This is a genomic window from Salmonella sp. SJTUF15570, from assembly GCF_043357055.1.
Classification (GTDB): domain Bacteria; phylum Pseudomonadota; class Gammaproteobacteria; order Enterobacterales; family Enterobacteriaceae; genus Salmonella; species Salmonella enterica.
Window position 1 is genome coordinate 133,045 of sequence record NZ_JBEUKJ010000010.1, and the last position, 22,965, is coordinate 156,009.

At 54.1% G+C, this 22,965-nt stretch carries 22 protein-coding genes and 2 pseudogenes; 6 read left to right on the plus strand and 18 right to left on the minus strand.

The features are described from left to right. Positions 1-87 precede the first annotated feature (87 nt). On the minus strand, positions 88-1,485 hold the full coding sequence (locus tag ABVN44_RS18930) for an alanine racemase (RefSeq protein WP_000132306.1): 1,398 nt from the start codon (positions 1,483-1,485) through the stop codon (positions 88-90). A 210-nt stretch (positions 1,486-1,695) separates the two neighbouring features. Between ABVN44_RS18930 and ABVN44_RS18935 the strand changes: the two genes are divergently transcribed. Beyond that, positions 1,696-3,123 (plus strand): sigma-54-dependent Fis family transcriptional regulator, encoded by a 1,428-nt coding sequence (locus tag ABVN44_RS18935; protein ID WP_000168925.1) that lies wholly within the window; start codon positions 1,696-1,698, stop codon positions 3,121-3,123. Positions 3,124-3,158: 35 nt separating this feature from the next. Here the strand turns inward: ABVN44_RS18935 and purF are convergent, their stop codons facing one another. The 9 genes from purF to pdxB form a co-directional block, all read right to left on the minus strand. After that, on the minus strand, positions 3,159-4,676 hold the full coding sequence (purF, locus tag ABVN44_RS18940; RefSeq protein WP_000334205.1) for an amidophosphoribosyltransferase: 1,518 nt from the start codon (positions 4,674-4,676) through the stop codon (positions 3,159-3,161). A 37-nt stretch (positions 4,677-4,713) separates the two neighbouring features. Next, positions 4,714-5,202 (minus strand): colicin V production protein, encoded by a 489-nt coding sequence (cvpA, locus tag ABVN44_RS18945; RefSeq protein WP_000262102.1) that lies wholly within the window; start codon positions 5,200-5,202, stop codon positions 4,714-4,716. Positions 5,203-5,512: 310 nt separating this feature from the next. After that, positions 5,513-6,187 (minus strand): cell division protein DedD, encoded by a 675-nt coding sequence (dedD, locus tag ABVN44_RS18950; RefSeq protein WP_000157037.1) that lies wholly within the window; start codon positions 6,185-6,187, stop codon positions 5,513-5,515. Then, the gene (gene folC / locus ABVN44_RS18955; protein WP_000792265.1) at positions 6,177-7,445 is read right to left on the minus strand and encodes a bifunctional tetrahydrofolate synthase/dihydrofolate synthase; all 1,269 of its coding nucleotides are present in this window, start codon (positions 7,443-7,445) and stop codon (positions 6,177-6,179) included. Before folC ends, dedD begins: the two co-directional genes overlap by 11 nt. 67 nt (positions 7,446-7,512) lie before the next feature. After that, the gene (gene accD, locus ABVN44_RS18960) at positions 7,513-8,427 is read right to left on the minus strand and encodes an acetyl-CoA carboxylase, carboxyltransferase subunit beta (protein ID WP_000118383.1); all 915 of its coding nucleotides are present in this window, start codon (positions 8,425-8,427) and stop codon (positions 7,513-7,515) included. Positions 8,428-8,576: 149 nt separating this feature from the next. Beyond that, positions 8,577-9,236, minus strand: a complete 660-nt coding sequence (locus ABVN44_RS18965; protein ID WP_000364318.1) for a DedA family protein — start codon at positions 9,234-9,236, stop codon at positions 8,577-8,579. A gap of 48 nt (positions 9,237-9,284) precedes the next feature. Next, entirely contained in the window at positions 9,285-10,097 is an 813-nt protein-coding gene (gene truA, locus ABVN44_RS18970; protein ID WP_000016631.1) for a tRNA pseudouridine(38-40) synthase TruA, read from the minus strand. After that, a complete protein-coding gene (locus tag ABVN44_RS18975; protein ID WP_001289141.1) occupies positions 10,097-11,110 on the minus strand; it encodes an aspartate-semialdehyde dehydrogenase in 1,014 nt (337 codons plus the stop codon). Before ABVN44_RS18975 ends, truA begins: the two co-directional genes overlap by 1 nt. 67 nt (positions 11,111-11,177) lie before the next feature. Further along, positions 11,178-12,314, minus strand: a complete 1,137-nt coding sequence (pdxB, locus tag ABVN44_RS18980) for a 4-phosphoerythronate dehydrogenase PdxB (RefSeq protein ID WP_000699178.1) — start codon at positions 12,312-12,314, stop codon at positions 11,178-11,180. A gap of 103 nt (positions 12,315-12,417) precedes the next feature. Between pdxB and flk the strand changes: the two genes are divergently transcribed. Then, entirely contained in the window at positions 12,418-13,419 is a 1,002-nt protein-coding gene (gene flk / locus ABVN44_RS18985; RefSeq protein WP_000553397.1) for a flagella biosynthesis regulator Flk, read from the plus strand. On the opposite strand, the gene ABVN44_RS18990 is transcribed toward flk, so the two are convergent. Together ABVN44_RS18990 and ABVN44_RS18995 are read right to left on the minus strand one after the other, a co-directional pair. Then, a complete protein-coding gene (locus ABVN44_RS18990; protein ID WP_000127731.1) occupies positions 13,416-14,594 on the minus strand; it encodes an MFS transporter in 1,179 nt (392 codons plus the stop codon). The two genes, flk and ABVN44_RS18990, sit on opposite strands and share 4 nt — an antisense overlap. A gap of 179 nt (positions 14,595-14,773) precedes the next feature. Further along, the gene (locus ABVN44_RS18995) at positions 14,774-15,148 is read right to left on the minus strand and encodes a hypothetical protein (RefSeq protein WP_001051261.1); all 375 of its coding nucleotides are present in this window, start codon (positions 15,146-15,148) and stop codon (positions 14,774-14,776) included. A gap of 172 nt (positions 15,149-15,320) precedes the next feature. Here ABVN44_RS18995 and ABVN44_RS19000 point away from each other — a divergent pair. The 3 genes and pseudogenes from ABVN44_RS19000 to ABVN44_RS19010 all read left to right on the plus strand — a co-directional run. Continuing rightward, positions 15,321-15,452 (plus strand): annotated as a pseudogene (locus tag ABVN44_RS19000) (helix-turn-helix domain-containing protein); the annotation flags it as partial. Beyond that, positions 15,398-15,715, plus strand: a pseudogene (locus ABVN44_RS19005) (hypothetical protein); the annotation flags it as partial. The pseudogenes ABVN44_RS19000 and ABVN44_RS19005, both read left to right, overlap by 55 nt. Continuing rightward, on the plus strand, positions 15,715-16,233 hold the full coding sequence (locus ABVN44_RS19010; protein ID WP_023181631.1) for a YbjP/YqhG family protein: 519 nt from the start codon (positions 15,715-15,717) through the stop codon (positions 16,231-16,233). The pseudogene ABVN44_RS19005 and the gene ABVN44_RS19010, both read left to right, overlap by 1 nt. Before the next feature lie 66 nt (positions 16,234-16,299). On the opposite strand, the gene ABVN44_RS19015 is transcribed toward ABVN44_RS19010, so the two are convergent. After that, positions 16,300-16,956: a CPBP family intramembrane glutamic endopeptidase gene (locus ABVN44_RS19015; protein ID WP_001142900.1), complete on the minus strand. Its 657-nt coding sequence runs from the start codon at positions 16,954-16,956 to the stop codon at positions 16,300-16,302. A gap of 97 nt (positions 16,957-17,053) precedes the next feature. Next, positions 17,054-18,268 (minus strand): beta-ketoacyl-ACP synthase I, encoded by a 1,215-nt coding sequence (gene fabB, locus ABVN44_RS19020; protein WP_000817159.1) that lies wholly within the window; start codon positions 18,266-18,268, stop codon positions 17,054-17,056. Positions 18,269-18,427: 159 nt separating this feature from the next. On the opposite strand from fabB, the gene mnmC reads away from it, so the two are divergent. Further along, positions 18,428-20,428: a bifunctional tRNA (5-methylaminomethyl-2-thiouridine)(34)-methyltransferase MnmD/FAD-dependent 5-carboxymethylaminomethyl-2-thiouridine(34) oxidoreductase MnmC gene (gene mnmC / locus ABVN44_RS19025; RefSeq protein ID WP_023232281.1), complete on the plus strand. Its 2,001-nt coding sequence runs from the start codon at positions 18,428-18,430 to the stop codon at positions 20,426-20,428. 47 nt (positions 20,429-20,475) lie between these two features. Here the strand turns inward: mnmC and ABVN44_RS19030 are convergent, their stop codons facing one another. From ABVN44_RS19030 to mepA, 4 genes are read right to left on the minus strand one after another with little or no spacing between them, the layout of a single operon-like run. Next, positions 20,476-20,751: a YfcL family protein gene (locus ABVN44_RS19030; RefSeq protein ID WP_000559749.1), complete on the minus strand. Its 276-nt coding sequence runs from the start codon at positions 20,749-20,751 to the stop codon at positions 20,476-20,478. 32 nt (positions 20,752-20,783) lie between these two features. After that, positions 20,784-21,332 (minus strand): elongation factor P hydroxylase, encoded by a 549-nt coding sequence (locus ABVN44_RS19035; RefSeq protein ID WP_001066345.1) that lies wholly within the window; start codon positions 21,330-21,332, stop codon positions 20,784-20,786. After that, on the minus strand, positions 21,332-22,141 hold the full coding sequence (locus tag ABVN44_RS19040; protein WP_000368599.1) for a sulfite exporter TauE/SafE family protein: 810 nt from the start codon (positions 22,139-22,141) through the stop codon (positions 21,332-21,334). The genes ABVN44_RS19035 and ABVN44_RS19040 overlap by 1 nt, the downstream gene beginning before the upstream one ends. Next, positions 22,141-22,965: a penicillin-insensitive murein endopeptidase gene (gene mepA, locus ABVN44_RS19045; protein ID WP_023232282.1), complete on the minus strand. Its 825-nt coding sequence runs from the start codon at positions 22,963-22,965 to the stop codon at positions 22,141-22,143. Before mepA ends, ABVN44_RS19040 begins: the two co-directional genes overlap by 1 nt.

The following is a 22,965-nucleotide window of genomic DNA, read 5'->3' on the forward strand; positions in this document are numbered from 1 at the left end:
CATCTCCTGTTATGCATTCAGGCATCACTGCCCTCTTCTTATCATCTGACGACGGGCTTCAGCATGAAACTGAAGCCCAAAACAGTATTAATAAATGTCGTACTTGACCATATCTTCGTAACTGTCTTCCCGACGAATCAGACGCGTCTCACCATTTTTATCGATCATCACCACGCCCGTGCGCGGACGGTTGTTATAAACGGTTTGACTTTCAATGGTGTATGCCCCGGCATCAAGAAATGCGACAATATCGCCAACATGAGTCTCCTTCGGCAGTAAAAACTCTTCGCCTTTCACTCCCATGTGGAAATAATCTCCGCCATCACACAGCGGCCCGGCTAATTTTATCCAGGCGTCGTGCGCTGCCGTCATGCGAGAGGCGTTATAGACATAAAAGAACCAGTCAAAATGCTGGCTGTCAGAGAGTACGCTGTAACCGGCGTCGACAAATTTCCATTCAACGTGGCATTCCACATTGCCGTTAAGATCGTAATTTGTTTTACGTTTTTCGCAGGAGACTTCCGTCAGTAACACCGCCGCCGACCCGGTCACTTTACGTCCAGGTTCAATACATATTTCCACATCGGTACGCCATTTATGCACTTCGCGAATGACCGCATCGGCAAAATCCTGGGCGGTAATACCGGCATACATATTATCTTTTAACGGGTCGCCATTCTCATCGTCATATTTATAGGGAACCGGAATTCCGCCGCCCACGTTGATCAAATCAAATTTAATACCGAGCACCTCTTCCAGGCGACGGGATTCATCCACCAGCACTTTAGTCGCTTTTGCGAAAGGCTCTGACTCCGGCACCTGATCGCCCACATGCATATGCAAGCCGCGCAAATGCACATAAGGCATCGCCAGAATGCGGCGGCAGGTTTCTTCCGCCTGTTCCAGGTCGAGACCCGACTTCGCATGGAAAGCGGTAACCAGTTCCGCATGCGTCGCCGAGGGAACATTCGGCTCTACGCGGACGCAAACATTGGCGACTTTCTTCAGCTTGCGAGAGATGGCATCAATATGTTCCAGCTCATACAGGCTATCAACATTAATAAGATACAGATCGTTAGCGATGGCATATTCCAGATCGGCAGGCTTTTTCACCACGCCGTTGAAGACGATCTGATCGCCGCGAAAGCCTATCTCCAGACACTTGCGAACCTCATATTGTGAGTTTGCCTCCGCGCAAATTCCGGCGTCACGAATGGCTTTCAACACCCCCATGACCGAGCAGGTTTTTGACGCAAAGAAGGTTTTGGTATTTTTATGCGCCGCAAATGCCTGCTGGATTTCATGAATGTTACGAATAATCTCCGGCTCAGAAAACACATAGAACGGCGTGGGGTACTGGCGCGCCAGAGCGTCCAGATCGACCCCTTCAAAACACAAATGACCGTCTTTGTGCTGGAAACGGCGATCGCCGTTGATTACCTGCTCACGTAGCTGGTTGTAATTCTGCATAATCGAGTCAGTCATAACGCCCTCTGCTTAATGTTTATGGTAAAAATCCGCATTCTTTACAGGGATAAAGCAAAAGGCATGCCACTATTTTTTATCATAATAATCAATTGCTTATAAAAATAAGCTTTTTCTCATTTTCGTCATTGAGTTTGTTATTCATCACAACGACGAAAATTCGTCACTTTTATAATGACAACATGAACAATAGATATGAGGAATGCATGTATGGCATCCACCAATCAGGAACTGGCCTCGGCGCTCAGGATGTTTTCCCGCTTTTTCGATTTGATTCATCAGCCGTTGGCCGTCATTAATGAGCGTGGTGAATACGTTTACTACAATCAGGAAAGCGCGGATCTGGACGGCTACAGTATTGAACGGGCAATGGGAAAACATATGCTGGATGTCTATCCGGGCATGAAAGAGACCCAAAGTACGATGCTTTCATCGTTAAAAAAAGGCGTGGAATACATTGGCCATTATCAAATTTATTACAATGCGCGAGGCCAGGCCGTTGACTATCAGCACACCACCGCGCCGCTCTATGCAAGCGATGGCGGCATGGTCGGCGTTATCGAAATCGGCAGGAATATGTCCGGCGTCAGGCGGCTCCAGGAGCAGGTGGTAGAACTGAACCAACTGCTGTATGCCGATCACCATGAGAAGCACCATGCCATTATTACCGAAAACCCGGAAATGCTCAGTAATATCGCCAAAGCCAAACGGCTGGCCGCCAGTAATATTCCGGTGACGATTGTCGGGGAGACGGGAACGGGTAAGGAGCTATTTTCCCGCCTGATCCATCAATGCAGCAAGCGGGCGAATAAGCCATTTATCGCCCTGAACTGCGGCGCCCTACCGCCTACGCTTATCGAAAGTACGCTTTTCGGCACCGTGCGCGGCGCCTATACCGGCGCGGAAAATAGCCAGGGCTATCTGGAACTGGCAAACGGGGGAACGCTCTTTCTTGATGAGCTGAACGCCATGCCGATAGAGATGCAAAGTAAGCTGCTGCGATTCTTGCAGGATAAAACCTTCTGGCGCCTCGGCGGACAGCAGCAACTCCACTCTGATGTCAGGATCGTTGCCGCCATGAACGAAGCGCCCGTCAAATTAATTCAACAAGAACGTCTGCGGGCAGATCTTTTTTATCGGTTGAGCGTCGGAATGTTAACGTTACCGCCGCTGCGCGCCCGCCCGGAAGATATTCCCTTACTGGCGAATTATTTTATTGATAAATACCGTAATGACGTGCCGCAGGACATTCACGGATTAAGCGAGACGGCGCGTGCTGATCTGCTCAATCACGCCTGGCCGGGTAATGTCAGGATGCTGGAAAACGCAATCGTACGCAGCATGATCATGCAGGAAAAAGACGGACTACTCAAACACATCATTTTTGAACAGGACGAGTTAAATTTAGGCGTACCGGAAACCGCGCCGGAAAATCCCCTTCCCTCGTCACCCGATCCGCAGTATGAAGGGTCGCTGGAGGTACGGGTTGCCAACTACGAAAGGCATTTAATAGAAACCGCGCTGGATACGCATCAGGGGAATATTGCCGCCGCGGCCCGCAGCCTTAACGTATCGCGCACCACGTTACAGTACAAAGTACAAAAATACGCTATTCGCTTCGGCGTGGTGCGTAATTGACATCGGCCAGCGGCATCGCGCCGCTGGCAAAGCCATTAGCCTTCGTTATGCATTTCCAGGTTTTCCATTTCGTTCTGGAACAGCACCGCTTTGGCGTCGTCATTACGTAATGAATCCAGGAAGTCGAGGTATTGCTGGTCTACATCTTTGGTGACATATACCCCGTTAAATACCGAACACTCAAACTGCTGGATATCCGGATTTTCCGCGCGTACGGCTTCGATCAGATCGTTCAGATCCTGGAAGATAAGCCCGTCTGCGCCGATGATCTGACGAATCTCATCCACCTCGCGACCATGCGCGATCAGCTCATTGGCGGTCGGCATATCAATGCCATAGACGTTGGGGAAACGAATTTCCGGCGCGGCGGACGCCAGATAAACCTTCTTCGCGCCGGCTTCCCGGGCCATCTCGATGATCTGCTCTGATGTGGTGCCACGCACGATGGAATCATCCACCAGCAGGACGTTCTTATCGCGGAATTCCGCGCGATTAGCATTGAGCTTACGGCGCACGGATTTACGGCGTAGCTGTTGGCCCGGCATGATAAAGGTACGTCCCACGTAACGATTTTTGACAAATCCCTGGCGGTACGGCTTGCCGAGAATACGGGCAATTTCCAGTGCGATATCGCAGGAGGTTTCCGGGATAGGGATCACGACGTCGATGTCCAGATCTTCCCATTCACGAGCGATTTTTTCGCCAAGTTTGGTGCCCATATTCACACGAGCGCTGTAGACGGAGATCTTGTCGATAAAGGAGTCCGGACGAGCAAAGTAAACGTACTCGAACAGACAGGGGTTACTGACCGGATTATCCGCGCACTGGCGCGTGAACAGTTGCCCCTTTTCGGTAATATAGATAGCTTCGCCCGGCGCGACATCGCGCAGGAATTCAAAGCCCAGCGTATCCAGCGCCACGCTTTCAGAAGCGACCATATACTCCGTACGACCATCGCCAACGTCACGCTTGCCCAGCACTAACGGGCGAATGCCGTGCGGATCGCGAAAAGCCACCATGCCGTGACCGATAATCATCGCCACGCAGGCATAGGCGCCGCGGATTTGACGGTTAGTCGCGGCAATCGCGGCAAAAATATTGTCGGCTTCCAGCGGATAGTGACGGAAGTTGTCGAGCTCGCTGGCGAAAATATTGAGCAGGATTTCGGAATCGGAGGTGGTGTTGATATGACGGCGCTTTTCTTCAAACAGCTTTTTACGTAGCTCGTGCGCGTTAGTCAGGTTGCCATTATGGGCCAACGTGATGCCATACGGCGAGTTAACGTAAAAAGGTTGCGCTTCGGAAGCGCTGGAGCTGCCTGCGGTAGGGTAGCGCACATGGCCGATCCCCATGTTGCCCTGCAAACGCTGCATGTGGCGAGCTTCAAAAATATCGTTCACCAGCCCGTTTGCCTTACGCAAGCGGAAGCAGTTATTCGCATCAATGGTGATGATACCGGCAGCATCCTGACCACGATGCTGGAGCACTGTTAACGCGTCATAAATCGACTGGTTGACCGGCATAACACCGGCGATACCGACAATACCGCACATACGTCATTTTCCTCGTTAAGCCACATCTCAGAACCTGTTACGTCCTGGGCAAGAAACTCGACGAGCTTTGCAGATAGTCAAAGAACCATCTGATGATGAAGCTGAACTGCGGGATGAGCTGCGATTTGCTCCAGTCTTCGCTTTTCGACAAGCCGGTAAAGGTATCAAGGAAGAACAGAATGGCGGCGACAATCAGCGCGCCTCGCAGTGCGCCGAAACAGATCCCCAACACCCGGTCAGTTCCCGACAGGCCGGTCTTTTCTACTAGCTGACCTATCACAAAATTCACGATAGCGCCGACGATAAGCGTCGCGATAAACAGTACCGCGATAGCAATCCCATTACGAACCAGTTCGTCTTCAAAGCCCGTAAACCAGACAGACAGGTAAGTGTAGTAGTGACTGGCGACAAAGAAAGCACAACCCCACGTCACCAGCGATAACGCTTCACGAACAAAGCCGCGGATCAGGCTAACCAGACAGGAAAAAGCAATCACCGCGATAATGGCGTAATCAATCCAGACCATAGATGTCCCACGATTTTACGCCCTGTCGTCCTGTTCGGGGCGCATTCTAACAGAAAAAGAAAACGTTTGCGTAGGGATTTCCTTCCCACGCGTAAATAAAAATGGCGCTGAAAAAATATTCAACGCCATCACACTTTTTATCTCTTCGGGCACGACCAGAAGAGCTGCCATCGGCCTGATAAGCGCAGGATACCAGGTTCATTCCTTCTGCCGGATGGCGGCGTAAACGCCTTATCCAGCCTACAGAACTTCGGCTATTACCAGGTGAACACCGTAGGCCTTAACGCTGCGCGCTCAGGCAAAACGCGCCTTAGTTCGGGCTATATCCCATCACCACGCCGCTTAACCCGGAAATCTGCTTGAGCTCGCCAAGCGATCCTTTCATCTTATCTTTCGACGCATCCGGCCCGACGAGAATACGGGTTATTTTACCCTGTACCGGCGTTGAGGGGGAAGTATAAACCCGGAACCCGGCGGAACGAAGCTTGCCGACTATCTCGTTGACTTTATCCGCATTTTTCAGCGCGCCCAACTGTACGACATAGGCTTTGCCGGTCGGCGCAGGTTTATCGTCGGCGACTGGTTGCGGCGCGGGCGTCGGCGTGGAAGCGGCGACAACCGGCTGTTGCGGTTTAGGCTGCGGCTTCGGCTTTTCAACCGGCTTCGGTTTAGGCGTCTCCACCGGTATCGGATCAAGCTCAACATTGTTAGACGCCATGCGCGACGGGTCCAGAGACGGCGCTGCCGCATCTCCCGCCCGCACCTCTTCAGCCGCCCCTTCCGGCGGCTGTGTCGGCAGCGCCTGCGTTGCGGCAGGCATCATATCCGGCTCATCGCGGTCGCCAGGCTTCGGTACCAGTGGAATCGCAGCAAATTCATCCTGATAATGCTTTTTCTGTCCGTCCAGCAGACCGGGAAGCACAATAACCCCCAGCGCGACTAACACAATCGTGCCGACTAAACGATTCTGAAACTTACTCGCCACCGATTCTCCCCGCGTCTATCACTTCCATAACATGTGCGACGGTGTGGAACGATCCGCACACCAGCACGGTATCTTCTGGCTGCGCCGCGTCGATAGCGGCCTGCCATGCCTGCGCGACGCTATCATAGACATTCCCTTTCCCCAGATGTTCCAGAAGTTGTTCCGCCGTCGCGCCGCGCGGCCCCTCTAACGGAGCACAATACCAGTCGTCAACCACGCTTTTCAACCAGGCTAACGTGCCGGCGATATCTTTATCATGCAGCATACCAATCACCGCAAGCACGCGCCCGCGTTTCGGCAACATTTTCAGACGACCCGTCAGGTATTCCGCCGCGTGGGGATTATGGGCGACATCAAAGATAACGCGCGGCGACTCACTCACGATTTGAAAACGTCCCGGCAAGGTAGCCTGCGCAATACCGTCGCGAATCGCCTGCTCGTCAATGTTCAACCTGCTGGCGCGCAGCGCGGCCAGAGCGGTGGCGGCATTCGGCTGAGGAACCTGCGGCAACGGCAGTCTGGCAAGCGTGCCGTCACCATCGGTAAACGCCCAGTGGGTCGCTGTCACCTCATAACGCCAGTCAACGCCGCGACGCCGCAACAGCGCGCCGGTCTCCTGCGCGACATCCGCGATGGTTGCCGGCATTTCCGGTTCGCCGACGATAGCGGGTTTTTCCGCGCGAAAAATCCCGGCCTTCTCGCGGCCGATACTTTCGCGATCCGGCCCCAGCCAGTCAGTATGGTCAAGCGCGATGCTGGTAATTACCGCTACATCGGCATCCACAATGTTCGTGGCGTCCAGGCGGCCGCCCAACCCGACCTCCAGAATCACCACGTCAAGGTTAGCCTGTTTAAACAGCCACAATGCCGACAACGTGCCATATTCAAAATAGGTCAATGAAATATCGCCGCGTGCCGCTTCTATTTCCGCAAAGGACGCGGTATGCGCGGATTCCGCTAATTCTTTCCCCTGCACGCGCACGCGCTCGGTGTAACGTACCAGATGAGGCGAACTATAGACGCCCACACGGTATCCCGCCGCGATTAACACCGACTCCAGCGTGCGACAGGTCGTACCTTTGCCGTTGGTTCCCGCCACGGTAAAAACGAACGGCGCAGGCTTGAGGATGTCCAGACGCGCTGCCACCTGGATTACGCGCTCAAGGCCTAAATCGATACTCTTGCTGTGCAGGTTTTCCAGATAAGAAAGCCACGAGGCCAGGGGCGACGCAGCTTGAGGTATAGATTTGTTTTTCATTGATTCCGCTGCTTCTTTACGGTGAAAAGCAAAAGGGCAGAGCCTGCGGCCCTGCCCTTTTCAGTTATCAGGCCTCAGACTCCTGATCCGGCGCCGGAGGCACCACCACGCCTTCACGCGGGGCGTCCGGGTTCGGCGCGGGCAGATTCATCAGCTTCGCCAGAATGCTCGCCAGCTTCAGGCGCATTTCCGGGCGGCGGACTATCATATCAATAGCGCCTTTTTCGATCAGGAACTCACTGCGCTGGAATCCTGGCGGCAGTTTTTCGCGAACGGTCTGTTCGATAACGCGCGGGCCGGCGAAGCCAATCAGGGCTTTTGGCTCGGCGATGTTGAGATCGCCCAGCATCGCAAAACTGGCGGAAACGCCGCCCATTGTCGGATCGGTCAATACCGAGATGTAGGGCAGACCACGTTCCTGCATTTTAGCCAGCGCCGCCGAGGTTTTCGCCATCTGCATCAGCGACATCAGCGCTTCTTGCATACGCGCGCCGCCGGAAGCAGAGAAACACACTAACGGACAGTTGTCTTCCAGCGCCTGTTCAACGGCGCGAACGAAGCGTGCGCCAACGACAGACCCCATTGAGCCGCCCATGAACGCGAATTCAAACGCGGCGGCGACAACCGGCATACCGTGAAGCGTCCCTTTCATGACCACCAGCGCGTCTTTCTCGCCGGTTTCTTTCTGCGCGGACGCCAGTCTGTCTTTATATTTTTTGGAGTCGCGGAACTTGAGCACGTCTTTCGGCTCCAGCTCGCTACCCAACTCCACAAGGGAACCTTCATCTAACAGGCTATGCAGGCGATTGCGCGCCGACATGCGCATATGATGGTCACACTTAGGACAGACCTCAAGATTACGTTCCAGCTCAGCGCGGTATAAAACCTGACCGCAGCTATCACACTTGGTCCACACCCCTTCAGGAATGCTTGCCTTGCGGGTGGGAGTAATGTTGCTTTTAATTCGTTCAATCCAGCTCATTGGTGACCTTTCTGCCTGAACCTTAGTCAGCTTTATTATAAGGGGCGCATAATGCCATTTTTGCCCCCAACAGACCATGAATGTTGCACATTAAAACATAACAGCCCGAAACTTTGGATAAAAAAGTGGTCGAACCGCTGAGTTACTTTCTATTTTGCGGCACGCGACGCAGCGCGCTTATGCCGGACAATCTCAATGACGCCAGGTAATATCGAAACCACGATAATCCCCACAATCAGCAGCTTAAGGTTATCCTGAATCAACGGTATCGTACCGAAGAAATAACCGGCGTAGGTAAAGAGCAGCACCCACAGCAGCGCGCCGATGACGTTATAAGCGGCAAAATGCCGATAGGACATGTGCCCCATCCCTGCCACAAACGGCGCAAAGGTTCTGACGATCGGCACGAAGCGAGCGAGAATGATAGTTTTACCGCCGTGTTTTTCATAAAACTGGTGGGTTTTATCCAGGTAACTGCGGCGGAAAATTTTCGAATTCGGATTACTGAACAGTTTTTCGCCGAACAGTCGACCAATCGTGTAATTTACCGCATCGCCAACAATTGCGGCGATCAGCATTAACGCCACCATGACATGCACATTGAGATCGTTGGTTTCCAGCGAAGCCAGCGCCCCGGCGACAAACAGCAGCGAGTCGCCCGGCAGGAACGGCGTGACGACCAGGCCGGTTTCACAAAACAGAATCAAAAACAAAATAGCGTACACCCAGACGCCGTACTCCGCGACCAGCTCCGCCAGATGCACATCGATGTGCAGAATAAAATCAATAATAAAGTAGATCAGGTCCATATTTGTCTTTGCCTTTCTACCCGACACGTTTCGGGTGTACGATTCGGATTAGTCCGCCAGAAATAGCGGGCCCATTGGCGGTTTTGGAAGGTCAAACCGGTCAGGGTAATCCACCGCAACCAAATATAGCCCCTCCGCCTTCGCCGTTGCCGCCGCCAGCGTTCTGTCCCTGGCCGCTAACAGCTCTGCGATCCAGCTCTCCGGCTGGTTGTGAGCGCCTACTTCCAGCAGGCTGCCGACAATATTCCTGACCATATGATGAACAAAGGCATTCGCTTTGATATCGACCACCACATAAGGGCCGTGGCGGGTAACGTTGATGTGCATCACATTACGCCACGGCGTGCGCGACTGGCACTGCACTGCGCGAAACGAGGTAAAATCATTTTCGCCAAGCAGACACTGCGCCGCGCGATGCATCCGCTCTGCATCCAGCGGCTCATAGTAATGCGTCACGCCTTTTGCTAACACCGCAGGACGCAGTCGATGATTGTAGATGATATAGCGATAACGGCGAGCCGTAGCGCTAAATCGCGCGTGAAAATCATCCGGTACAGTTTTCACCCAGCGCACGGCAATGTCACCAGGCAAATTCGCATTTACCCCCAGCGTCCATGCCGCATCTTTGCGCAATGCGGTCGTTTCGAAATGGACAACCTGCCCGGTGCCGTGAACGCCGGCATCGGTACGCCCGGCGCAGAACACGTTAATAGGTTCATTTGCCACCTGCGAGAGCGCTTTTTCCAGCTTTTCCTGCACGCTGCGCACTTCATTCTGACGCTGCCAGCCATAATACTTGCTGCCGTCGTACTCAATACCCAGCGCAATTTTATAGACCGGCGATGATTGCTGTCCGGACATCAGTACAGATACTCCTGCACCAGCTTCTCCGCAATTTTAACGGCCATCAGCGCACCGCCGAAACGCACGTTGTCCGCCACTGACCAGAACTGAATTTGTTCCGGCATACCGTAATCATTATGCACACAGCCAATAGAGAGCTGTGGATTGCCGGAAGCGTCGCCCACCTGCGTCGGGTAATCCGTCTCTTCTGACAGTACGATATCTTCACCGCGGGAAAACGCCTCGCGCGCCTCTTCCGCCGCCAGCGGACGGAGCGCTTCAAAGCTCACCATCTGCGCATGGCCATAGAACACCGGCGACTGCACGACACTGGCGGAGATCATCACGCCATCGTCCTGCAAAATTTTACGCACTTCATCGACGATACGACGTTCCTGGCGCACGCTGCCTTCACGATCCGGCAGCAGCGGCAGCATATTGAACGCCAACTGGCGGCCAAAGAAATCATCTTCATCAATCGGTATGCCGTTAAGCAGCTTCGCACTCTGTCCGGCCAGCGCATCGACCGCTTTTTTCCCCTGTGCGGACGCTGATAACATACTGGTGACGGCGATGCGCGACAGTCCCCCCTGATCGATTAACGGCTTGAGCGCCGCGAGCAGTTGACTGGTCAGACTATCGGCGACCGCAATCACGTTACGGTTGCGGTAATCCGCCAGTACATACGGGTTAACTTCCGGCACGACCAGCGGCACATCAGGCTCCAGCGCGAACAGACCGCTGGAATCTATCACCAGGCAACCTGCATTGGTCGCGTCGTCTATCCAGGCAGCCGATGCCTCTGCGCCGGCAACGAAAAACGCCAACTGCGCCTGCGTCCAGTCAAAGTCCGCCGCATCCTGGACAATGACCGACTTGCCACCAAAACGGAGGTGCTCGCCCGCGCTTTCATGACGCGCCAACGCATAAATTTCACCGACCGGGAACTGGCGTTCAGCCAGTGTTTCAAGCAGGGCTTCGCCTACGGCGCCCGTTGCGCCCAGAATGGCAATGTTCCAGCCTTCAGACATGGTGATTTACTCCAGAAATACATAAGCGTCCCTGTCGCATTATTCGACAGGGAGCATTAAGAAGACATTAATGTGCCGGGTGATGAACAGCGTTAAAACCTAGCTTACACAGCAAGGCGGCTGCCGTTTCGTCGTCACACATCACGTATAAAGACGACCATTCACGGCGCTCAAGATAATTTTTACGCAATTTATCAAATTCACCCGGAATTCCAGCGACTTTACGCAGTGGCGCATCGTCGCGGCGCACATCATACACCAAATGCGCCAGTCTTTTCAGCGTCGGTTGATCCAGCGGGCCGTGAAGCGTAATACGACCAAACTCAGGCGCAGGCAGTAATGTCTCCAGCGCGACACGCTGCTCGCGGCCAATAAACGCGCTATACGCCTCAAAGACCTGGGTGGTGCCGCGCGCTTTGCCTTCCAGCGTATAGCCGGCAATATGCGACGTGCCGATATCCACGGCTTCCAGTAGCGCGACGTTAAGATCCGGTTCGCCCTCCCACACATCAAGCACCACGCTCAGCGGCTGCCCGGCATTAAGTCGCGCCAGCAACGCGGCGTTATCCACCACCGGACCGCGGCAGGCGTTAATGAGAATGGCGCCGGGTTTCAGTCGACGGATCAGCGTCTCATCGGCCAGATGCAGCGTTTTGTACGGTCCGTCTTTATAGAGCGGCGTATGGAAAGTCAGGACATCCGCTTCCTGCACCAGCTCATCCAGCGTACGAAAATCACCCTCGTCCCCGCGTGCGGCGCGTGGCGGATCGCACAGCAACGTGCGGATACCCAACGCTTCAAGCCTGGTCTGTAGCCGGCTTCCGACGTTACCCACGCCGACAATCCCTATAGTGCGATCGCGTAACGAAAAGCCGTCACGTTCGGCCAGCATCAACAGCGCGGAAAACACATACTCCACCACGGCGATAGCATTACAGCCGGGCGCGGCTGAAAAACCGATGCCCGCCTGCTTCAGCCATGCCTCATCCACATGATCGGTGCCTGCCGTAGCAGTACCAACGAAGTTAATCGGCGTGCCGCTCAGCAGCGATTCATTCACTTTCGTGACCGAACGCACCATTAACGCATCGGCATGGTTCAATTCTTCAACGGGGATCGGGCGACCCGGCACTGCCTTTACCTCACCCAGGCGGCTAAATAATTCGCGGGCGTAAGGCATATTTTCATCAACGAGAATTTTCACGACTGTCGTACCTGTTTGAGAACGAGAGTTAACCGGACAAGTGTGCCATAATCTGGCCGCCAGGCATATATTGCTCAGATTTATGGTTAAAGGATAATTAATTATGCATCCCATCTCCGGCGCCCCTGCACAGCCTCCAGGCGAAGGGCGTAATCCTCTTTCCGCTGCGAGCGAGCAGCCGCTTTCCATGCAACAGCGTACGGTACTGGAAAGGCTGATCACGCGCCTGATTTCACTGACCCAGCAGCAAAGCGCGGAAGTATGGGCCGGAATGAAACACGATCTGGGGATAAAAAATGACGCGCCGCTACTGTCGCGCCACTTCCCCGCCGCTGAACAGAATCTTACCCAGCGTCTGGGCGTAGCGCAGCAAAATCACGCCAATCGTCAGGTGCTTTCACAGCTAACAGAGCTGCTTGGCGTCGGGAATAATCGTCAGGCCGTCAGCGATTTTATCCGTCAGCAATACGGTCAAACCGCGCTTAGCCAGCTTACGCCCGATCAACTCAAAAACGTGCTGACGCTCCTGCAACAGGGGCAGCTTTCCATTCCGCAGCCGCAGCAACGTCCGGCAACGGATCGGCCATTATTGCCTGCTGAACATAATACGTTGAATCAGTTGGTGACGAAGCTGGCAGCCGCGACCGGCGAGTCAAACAAACTTATCTGGCAATCAATGCTGGAACTCTCCGGCGTGAAAAGCGGCGAGCTCATTCCGGCAAAACAGTTTACTCATCTGGCGACATGGCTACAGGCGCGGCAGACGCTGTCACTACAACACGCGCCTACGCTACATACGCTGCAGGCTGCGTTAAAACAACCGCTTGAGCCAGACGAGCTCACAGCGATCAAAGAGTATGCCCAACACACTTATCAAATTCAGCCGCAAACGGTGCTGACCACCGCACAGGTACAGGATTTACTTAACCATATTTTCCTGCGTCGCGTAGAGCGAGAGACTGATGAGCTGGAACCGCTCTCTATTCAACCCATCTACCGCCCGTTTGCGCCGATGATTGAAACCGTGAAAAATCTGTCTGCGCGACCAGGCCTGTTGTTTATCGCGCTAATAATTGTACTGGCGCTTTTCTGGCTGGTTTCTTAACCACGCCGGAACGATAATATCGTCACCAGGATGCCAACCACCGCGGAGATCGCTCCCGCAAGGAATACGGAAGGATAGCCGCATGACGTGGCCAGCATGCCCGCCAGCGGGCCGGTAACGCCGTAGGAGATATCCTGAAACGCGGCGTAGCCGCCGAGCGCCGTACCGCGTACCTGTGCAGGTACGCGTTTCACAACCTCCACGCCCAGCGCCGGGAAAATCAGTGAACACCCTGCCCCGGTGAGCGCCGCGCCTACCAGCGCTATCCAGGCCGTCGGCGCCAGCCACAAGAGCAGCAGCCCTGCCGTCTCAACCAGCAATGAGACAACGGCGACCTTCACGCCGCCAAAGCGGTCCGGCATCCAACCGAACAACATGCGCATCAGTACAAACGCACCGCCAAACGCGGTCAGGGTGAATCCCGCCATCGTCCAGCCATTGCTGACAAAATAAAGTGAAATAAACGTACCGATGACGGCAAAGCCCACGCCCTGCAATGCCAGGCCCAGGCCCGGTTTCCAGATAAGCCCGACCACGCTCCACAGTGAAGGTCGCTCCCCCGTATACGCAGGCACTTTACGCACGGTGCCGTTGAATGCCCAGGCCAGCAGCGGTAAAACCATCGTCGTCCCCGCCAGCGCCGCGAAGCCAAAGTGGCTATGGATCAGCAAGCCCAACGGCGCACCGGCCGCCAGCGCGCCGTAAATCGCCATCCCGTTCCACGACATCACCTTACCGGAACGCGTTGGGCCAACCAGCCCCAGTCCCCAGGTCAGGGTTCCGGTCAGCAGCTGGCTTTCGCCAAATCCGAGGATCAAACGCCCGACAATAAGCAGCGCGAATTTTACCGGCGCGGAAACCGGCAGCAGCGCGGCCAGGAGCCAGGCGGCGCCCGCCAGCCCGCAGGCAAACATCCCCTGTAACGCCGATCGTTTAGCGCCATATTGATCCGCCAGCCGTCCGGCATAGCCGCGCGTCAGTACCGTCGCAAAAAACTGAATGCCCACGGCGATCCCAACCATCGTATTGCTATAGCCCAGTTCGTGATGGACAAAAAGCGGAATGACCGGTAACGGCAGGCCGACCGTCATATAGGTCAGGAAAACCGCAAAGGCGATGCGGAACAGCGAAAAATTCGCAGACGGGGTCGTTGTTTTTTGGCTAACTGCTGTCATGCATTACTCCAGAATGCAGAGTAAGGCGGGGGAATGCCACGCCCCCCTCTACCTGAACGTCAGGATTAAGGTGCGTTGGATAACGTTAAACGCTTACGCATTATCGGAAGGATAATGTAGAAAGTGAAGTCTGCCTGTGAGACGCGAAACTTGTCAACCTTGAAATTGCAGCCAGGGTATCAACGTGGCGGCGTGTCATCAAACAGAAAGGGAAAGACCGCTTTCATCCCTCTCACCTTAAACCGTCCGGTCACCTGCTTGCGCTGTTCTGGCGTCAGTAACCTGAACATCATCTCCCAGATATCTTCAGGCTCCGCTTCCTGTAAGGAAATGGGTTCTGGCGTCGGTTCCTCTCCGCTGTCGTCCAGATAACGATGAACATAGAGAGGGAAAACAGATATATGAAACTCCTCGGCCTTTGATTTAACACGCTTACGCCTGACCCCCGCTTTCCCTTCACTGTACTTATATAAACGTTCGCGAACCGCAGGCTCGCTTCCCGGAAACCCCGGTAAGCCAAGACATTCCTTAACCGTGAACCATTCCTTTGCCATCGGTTTCTTTCCTTTCCCCTGATGAAATAAAAATATTTCTTCTTTTTCGCGAAATTTTGCTTTCTTTCTGGCACTATTCTCAGAGTGAAAAAGAAAGTAACTTTCTTTTTCTCGCGCTAATTTTTACCTTAAAAATATCGGTGCCGATAACACATCTTCTTAGGATTACAGAATGGAACCAAAAAGCCAGGACTGGCATCGTGCAGATATTAAAAGTGCACTTGAAAAAAGAGGTATTACGCACAGAGATCTTTCTCGTCAGGCCGGTGTGCGGAATTTACCCGAAAGGCAATTCAGGCGGGCGGTATCACGCTGGGGCATACATATCATGCGAAAGATTATGGCCCAATGTTAAGAAGCGCCGGATTCACCGCTATTGGTACCTATGAAATGCCGCGCGAGGGTGACGTCATTATTATTCAACCTTACGCTGGCGGAAACCCGAGCGGTCACATGGCGATATACGATGGTGCAGAGTGGTATTCAGATTTTAAACAACGCGATATGTGGGCCGGCCCGGGCTACCGGGCAGCCAGGCCCTCATATACCATCTACAGGAAGAATTAATGAAAACGTTCTCCCTTGTCGCGCTTATCCTGTTGCTTTGTAGTTGCTCTGCGCCTCATCACGACAGTACGCAGGCCGTGAAGCAGTTCTATACCTCATGGATGACGACGTTCACGAACGATGTGAATACCCCTGACGACACCACCGCCTTAATGCAACGTTACGTTGCTAAAGAGGTTATTCATCGCCTGGCGCTAATACAGTCCCTTTATGAACAGGAGATTGTGGGGGCAGATTATTTTATGTATGCGCAGGACTATGCGCCAGAGTGGATTCCACAGTTACGGGTTGGGAAGGCACACCCTTTCCTCGGCGGAGAAAAAGTGGATGTTCTGTTGGCTACAGAGTCAACGCCCATCCACCTGGAGGTTTATACCCGTTGGGAAGAGGGACGCTGGAAAATTTACCGCGTTCGGGATGCTGATAAGGATTATGAACAGCCGATTTATGACGCAGGCGCCATCACCCAGGCTGAGGCCTGGTCAGCAAAAGTCGCGCCGGAATATAAGAAGCATTAAAAAAGGGAATCGCCATCGGTCTCTTGTTCGTACCGGAGAGGTTAAAGCGCCTATTTCATCAGGCTCTTATTCCGTCGCTGAAAACAGTAAGCCGAAAACAACCCAGGCATTATTTAAAATATGAAGTGTTATCGGTATCATTAGCCCACGGCTTCTCATTCGAACAACGCATAATATCGATGAAAAAACAAACAGATAAACAAAAGTCACCGCAAAGAGATATTGTGTATGCATAAATGCAAAAGCGAGTGAAGTAATAATAATACCGGAAGCTCTTGAGTACCGCCCCCAACCGATACTGCTGTTTAATAAAAACCCTCTGAATATAATTTCCTCCGCCACAGGAGCCAGAAAGCACATCGCCAGCGTGTTAAGAAATTTATGAAGAAAAAATTGCCTTGATAACTCGGCCATCCAGGGTTCCGGGCCACTAAAAGCATTGTAGAGAACGGTAAGGCACACCAGGGCCAGCGCCGGAACAAAACACTCCACGAATGATAAGCGACCCAATGATAAAAACGGGTAATACTTTGAATAAATACTCCAGGCGGCAATCGCATAGACAAAAACAATACTATATATAAAAGGCGCAGCCAGACCTCCCAAATAAAGCCAGGCATAGGAAGGCGAAAATGAGGCAAAAACAAAAATGCCGAACAAACCAAATAAAACAGCCACACAACTCAAACTATGCCTAATTTTATCTAATGTATTAGTTGGCATTTATATAATATCCATATAATTTGTTATTCCCTGAATGAAAAAACAGGTCGCATTAGCGACCTGTTTCATTGTTGATACTACAACGTAATAGTCAGGCTTACAACTTACGCATCACCAGCGTGGCGTTGGTGCCGCCAAAACCGAAGCTGTTAGACATTACGGTAGTCAGTTCACGCTCGGTCGTTTCGGTCACGATGTCCAGGCCCGCAGCCTGCTCATCCAGCTCTTCGATGTTGATACTCGGCGCGATAAAACCGTGCTCCAGCATCAGCAGAGAATAGATAGCTTCCTGCACGCCTGCGGCACCCAGCGAGTGGCCGGTCATCGCTTTGGTTGCAGAAATTGCCGGGCTGTTATCGCCAAACACTTCACGGATTGCACCCAGTTCTTTCACGTCGCCTACCGGAGTAGAGGTACCGTGAGAGTTCAGGTAGTCGATCGGCGTGTCTACGCCGTGCATCGCCATCTGCATGCAACGTACTGCGCCTTCGCCAGACGGAGCAACCATGTCTGCGCCATCGGATGTTGCGCCGTAACCGACGATTTCCGCATAGATATGCGCGCCGCGCGCCAGAGCGTGTTCCAGCTCTTCGACAACAACCATACCGCCACCGCCCGCGATGACAAACCCATCACGGTGCGCATCATAGGTACGGGACGCTTTTTCAGGCGTATCGTTATATTTGGTGGACAGTGCGCCCATCGCATCGAACTCACAGGCCATTTCCCAGCACAGCTCTTCGCCGCCGCCAGCAAAAACGATGTCCTGTTTGCCCAGTTGGATCTGTTCAACCGCATTGCCGATACAGTGTGCGGAGGTCGCGCAAGCGGAGCTAATGGAGTAGTTCACGCCATAAATTTTAAACGGCGTAGCGAGGCAGGCGGAAACGCCGGATGCCATTGCTTTCGTCACCACATACGGGCCCACGGCTTTCAGACCACGCGGGCTACGCATGGCGTCTGCGCCAAAGACCTGGAATTTCGGGGAGCCGCCGCCGGAACCTGCAATCAGGCCGACACGCGGGTTATTCTGATAGACTTCCGGCGCCAGACCGGCGTCGGCCACTGCCTGCTCCATAGACAGATAAGCATAGATGGAGGCGTCGCTCATAAAGCGCACGACTTTGCGGTCAATGAGGCCAGTGGTATCCAGTTTTACGTTGCCCCATACCTGGCTACGCATGCCGGCGTCCTTCAGCTCCTGAGAGAAAGTGATCCCTGAACGTCCTTCACGCAGAGATGCCAGGACTTCCTGCTGGTTATTACCGATGCTGGAAACGATGCCCAGGCCAGTAATCACTGCACGTTTCATTCAATACCTCTGTAATTCGCACTATTTTTAAGTTTCGATTGGCACAATAGCGTACACTTGTACGCCGAACAAGTCCGATCAGCCATTTAGTACGGAAATTTGCGCCGTCAGGCACACATCGTTAAGATCGCGATACCGCCCGTCAGACGAGTAACTTACGTGAAACAATACGCCATACAACCCGCCACACTCGAATTTAACGCTGAGGGTACACCTGTTTCCCGAGATTTTGATGATGTCTATTTTTCTAATGACAATGGACTCGAAGAGACACGCTACGTTTTTCTTGGCGGCAATCGTCTTGCGGAGCGATTTCCCGTACATTCACATCCATTATTTATAGTCGCGGAAAGCGGTTTTGGCACCGGACTCAACTTCCTGACGCTGTGGCAGGCGTTTGACAGCTTTCGTTCTGCGCACCCACAGGCGACGCTGCAAAGGTTACATTTCATCAGTTTTGAGAAATTCCCGTTAACGCGCGACGATCTGGCGCTGGCGCACCAACACTGGCCGGAGCTCGCGCCCTGGGCAGAGCAGCTGCAGGCGCAATGGCCGCTGCCGCTCCCGGGGTGCCACCGCCTATTGCTGGATCGGGGTCGGGTGACGCTGGATTTGTGGTTTGGCGATATTAATGAGCTGACCGACCAACTGGACGCCACGCTGAATCAAACAGTCGACGCCTGGTTCCTCGACGGTTTTGCCCCGGCGAAAAATCCAGATATGTGGACGCCAAACCTGTTTAACGCGATGGCGCGGCTGGCGCGGCCCGGCGCAACGCTGGCGACGTTTACCTCGGCGGGTTTCGTCCGTCGGGGATTACAGGAAGCCGGTTTTACCATGCAAAAACGCAAAGGCTTCGGACGTAAACGCGAGATGCTTTGCGGAGTGATGGAACAACACCTCATGCCGACCCTTTCCGCGCCCTGGTTTTACCGCAGCGGAAGCGAAAAACGTGAAATGGCGATCATTGGCGGCGGCATCGCCAGCGCGTTGTTATCACTGGCGTTACTGCGTCGCGGCTGGCAGGTGACGCTCTATTGCGCAGATGATCAGCCCGCCCAGGGCGCTTCCGGTAATCGACAGGGCGCGCTTTATCCGCTCCTTAGCAAACATGACGCCGCCATTAATCGCTTTTTCCCGACCGCATTCACCTTTGCCCGTCGCCTGTATGATGCCCTGCCCGTCTCTTTTGATCATGACTGGTGCGGCGTGACGCAGCTCGGATGGGATGAGAAAAGCCAGCAGAAAATTGCCCAGATGCTGTCCCTGGCGCTGCCCGCCGGACTGGCCTCGGCGCTCAATGCTGAAGAGGCGGAACAGGCGGTTGGCGTGACGACACGCTGCGGAGGAATTACCTATCCGGAAGGCGGCTGGCTGTGCCCGGAACAATTAACTCGCGCAGTCATCGCACTGGCGACCGAACAGGGTTTACAAACGCGCTTTCGCCATACGCTCACGTCGCTCGTTGCGCAGGAGTCGCGCTGGCAACTGCGCTTTACGTCAGGTGAAACCGTCAGCCATGAGACCGTCGTCCTGGCGAACGGCCATCAGATTAACCGTTTTGATCAGACCCAGCCGCTGCCGGTGTATGCCGTCGGGGGGCAGGTCAGTCATATTCCCACCACCCCCGCTCTCTCGGCGTTGCGTCAGGTGTTATGCTACGACGGCTATCTGACGCCGCAAAATCCGCATAATCAGCAACACTGTATTGGCGCCAGCTATCACCGGGGTGACGAAAGCACCGTCTGGCGCGAAGAAGATCAGCGTCAGAACCGACAGCGTCTGCTTGACTGTTTTCCGGATGCGAAATGGGCCACAGAGGTTGACGTTAGCGGCAACAGCGCCCGTTGCGGCGTGCGTTGCGCCACCCGCGACCATCTGCCGATGGTGGGCAATGTCCCGGATTACCATGCCACGCTGACGCATTACGCCGATTTAGCCGATAATAAAACGTCGGCGGCGCCTGCGCCTGTGTATCCGGGTTTATTTATGCTCGGCGCGCTGGGATCGCGTGGTTTGTGCTCAGCGCCATTATGCGCAGAAATTCTGGCGGCGCAGATGAGTAACGAGCCGATTCCACTGGATGCCGGTACGCTGGCGGCGTTAAATCCGAATCGGTTATGGGTGAGAAAGTTATTGAAGGGAAAAGCGGTGAAGTAATGGGTCAATAACGGAAGGCGGCAAGCGTCGCCTTCCGGCCCACGGCGTTATTGTTTTGCCTTGTCGAACAAATTGTCCCACATCGCTTTGACTAACGCCTGATCGCGCGGCGACAGTTCGCCGGCGCCGATCGCTTTTTCCAGACTTTGGCTAACGTTGGCATAGACCGCCTCAACGGAGTGGTCATCACCGCTCTCCAGCTCGGCAATGGCTAACGTCAGGTGGCCACGCAGGTATCCACTGGCAAAAAGCTCATCGTCGCTGGCGTGCTCTACCATATCGTCAATTAATGCCAGAATGCGTGATTCAAACTCCGCGATCATCTTCTTTCCTCATTGTAAACGTGGCGCTGGCTTTAATTAAGCGCTTCCGGCCACGGGAACTGTTCCGCCTTAAGTTCGGGCGTGTGATAGTAATTCTGTAGCGCTTTGATGAAGCGGGCCGGACGTTCAGGAATGCCCTGCTCCAGATACGCCATTACCTGCGCATGAACCCGGCGCTGAAACGCCACGCGATCCGGCTCAATATCGCCTTCCAGATTGTCGCAACTGACGTTAAAGGGATACCCCGCCGCCACGCAAAACAACCAGTCGAAAGCCTGTGGCTTCACCTCAACGTCTTCGAATTGACTTTGGGTCTGCGCGTCGCGTCCGTCCGGGCAGTACCAGTAACCAAAGTCAACCAGTTCGCGGCGCGCCTTACCGGCGATACACCAGTGAGAAATCTCATGCAGCGCGCTGGCGTAAAACCCATGCGCAAAGACGATACGGTGGTACGGTACCTGCGCGTCAGCAGGAAGATAGATCGGTTCGTCGTCGCCTTTAATCAGACGGGTATTAAATTCTTCGGCAAAGCAGCCGTTAAAAATCTCAATTAACTGTTCGTAATGGTGCGTATTGTTCATTAATTCATCCCCAACCAGTGGAGGATCTCCTGTCCGTGGCTATCATAAAGTAACCTGGCGCTCATTACCGCCGAGACAATAACGATCATCGGTCTGATAAGCTTTTGGCCTTTGCTCAACACCAGACGCGACCCCATTCGCGCCCCTAAAAACTGACCAACCAGCATCACGAAGCCCGTCGCCCAGATCACTTTGCCGCCGATGATAAATAACAGCAGGCCGCCAACGTTGGAGGTAGCGTTAAGCACTTTGGCATGTGCCGTGGATTTCGCCAGGTTATAGCCACATAAGGTGACAAACGCCAGAGCGTAAAACGACCCGGCGGCAGGCCCGAAAAAGCCGTCGTAAAACCCGACGCATCCCCCGGCTATCAGCGCGAACGGTAATCCATACAGGCGGCGCTGGCGATCTTCCTCGCCCAGCTTCGGCATCAATAAAAAATAGAGGCCGATGAAAATCACCAGGATGGGCAAGATCTGGCGCAAAATATCCGCCTGCACGTGCTGCACCAGCAGCGCGCCGCTCATCGAGCCAATGAACGTCATCAGAATATTGAGCTTTTGCTCGGCCAGGTTTACCACTTTACGGCGAATAAAATAGAGCGAAGACGAGAGGGAGCCGCCGCACGCCTGTAATTTATTGGTCGCCAGCGCGTTTGCCGGCGACATCCCGGCGGCCATCAGCGCAGGGATAGTGAGCAGCCCTCCGCCCCCGGCGATAGAATCGATAAATCCTGCCAGTACGGCGACAAAAAACAGCACCACCAGCAGCAGCGGGGAGACCATAAACAGATCATAAAAATTGTCCATCAGAGTACATGCTCATCCAGTAGCGCCTGGCAGGAAGGCGGCAGCGGCGGCGGTGTCTTCTTCTCAGGCTTTGTGGTGCCAGGTTTTGGCGGTTCGAACCAGCTTTGCAGTTCAGCGCCGCATCCATCGCCCGGCGGGGGTAAAGGTTGATCTTCGCACTCCAGGCTGTCGGCAGGGCAGCGTAAACGCACGTGCATATGCGCGCGATGCTGGAACCAGGGGCGTACTTTACGTAGCCAGTCACGATCGTTTCCGGCATCGAGGCAAAGCTGTTGTTTAATAGCCGGATTGACGAAAATACGGGTGACGTCATTGTCTTGTGCCGCCAGTTTGATCAGACTGGCGATATCCGACGACCAGCGCGACGGCACGACGTGTTTACCGTCGCGGGACACCAGATCTAACGCCTGCGGGCGCAATAGCTGCGCCTGGCTCCAGCGCGTTTTCGGCAACTGCAAGAAAATATCCACATCAAGCCCGGTCTGATGACTGGCGTGTCCGCCATTAAAGCGGCCTCCGGCAGGCATCCCCATGTCGCCTATCAGGACGATTCCGAGCCCCCGTTGCTGCGCCTGATGACTCAACCGCTGGATAAACATGACCAGATCCGGGTGGCCGAAATAACGGCGCTGATCGGTGCGCATCACCTGATAATTATCGGACTGTACCGGCAACGTGTCGGCGCCAATGATGCATCCGTTGGCAAAGCTACCAATAGACTGGGCGGCGCCGGGGACAGGATGGGTTATTTTCTGCCACGGCGTCGCCGCCAGGCTGGCGCTACTGACAAACCATGCCAGCAGCGCAATCGCGGTTTTTTTCAT